General features: G+C 43.6%; 1 protein-coding gene. It reads right to left on the reverse strand.

Annotation, left to right across the window (positions count from 1 at the left end; all coding sequences use genetic code 11):
• Positions 1-986 (reverse strand): tyrosine-type recombinase/integrase (locus tag A3750_RS02260; protein WP_068547989.1); only part of this gene is annotated, 986 nt, incomplete at its 3' end.
• Positions 987-1,014 lie beyond the last annotated feature (28 nt).

Genomic DNA, 1,014 nt, shown 5'->3' on the forward strand with positions numbered 1-1,014 from the left:
TCATCAAGTGAAACAACAGCCATATCCCCCAGAGATGCAGACTGAATATGTTTTCCCCACCATGCCATTAACTCCCTTCTTTCGACCTCATACTTCGCTCTGTTGTAGGCTGCCTTAACCTCATTATTTTCTGCGTGTGCTAACGATTGCTCGATAACTTCTGATCGAAATTTTCCACTCTCATACAACGTTGTACTGGACAATGCTCGCATCCCATGAGCCACCATTCGATCTTTGTAGCCCATACGTTTTAACGCGGTGTTCGCGGCTTCGCTGTTCACATGGGTTCTAGGGTTTCTATAGCCCGGAAAGAGATATTCACGATTAGTGTTTAGGTCTTTGATTTCTCGTAACAGAGCGATTACCTCATCACTCAGATAAACTGTATGCTCTTTCTTCATTTTCATTTTTTCTGCCGGAATTACCCACTCACGGCTCTCTATGTCAATCTCATCCCAACGTGCTGTTGCGGCTTCTTTTGGGCGAGTCATGGTATGTAATTGCCATAGTATTAACAGACGGGTTAGTGGCCTGATGTTGGCGTTCGAAAGTGTTTCTAGAAAATCTGGCAATTCCTTGCAGGGTATCGTCGGCGAATGCCGCACATTAGGGCTTGGGAATAACTTGGAAATGTCGGCCAGATGGTTAAATGGAATGATTCTACGAATAAATGCATAGCGCATTACTTCGTTGATAAAAGTACTTAGACGTTTGACCGTCTCCAGTTTGCCTTCATTCACCAGAGGTCTAAGAGTTAGCTCAACATCTCTGACATCAATTTTACTTAAAGGTATATCACCAAGCTTTGCCAAGAGATGTTTGTCAAAACGCAACTGCATCGTGTCAGCGGTTTCTTTTTTGACTTTCAAGCGCTTGGATTCAATTAGCTCATTAGCCACAACAGCTAAGGTATTCTTTCGTTCTTTTAGATTCTCCCTTTTCTGCTCTTCTCGGTGAGCCTTAGGGTCGATATCTTGTGCTAACAAAGACCTGCAATTTGCAGCCTCTAATCGC

The organism is Oleiphilus sp. HI0079 (assembly GCF_001635105.1).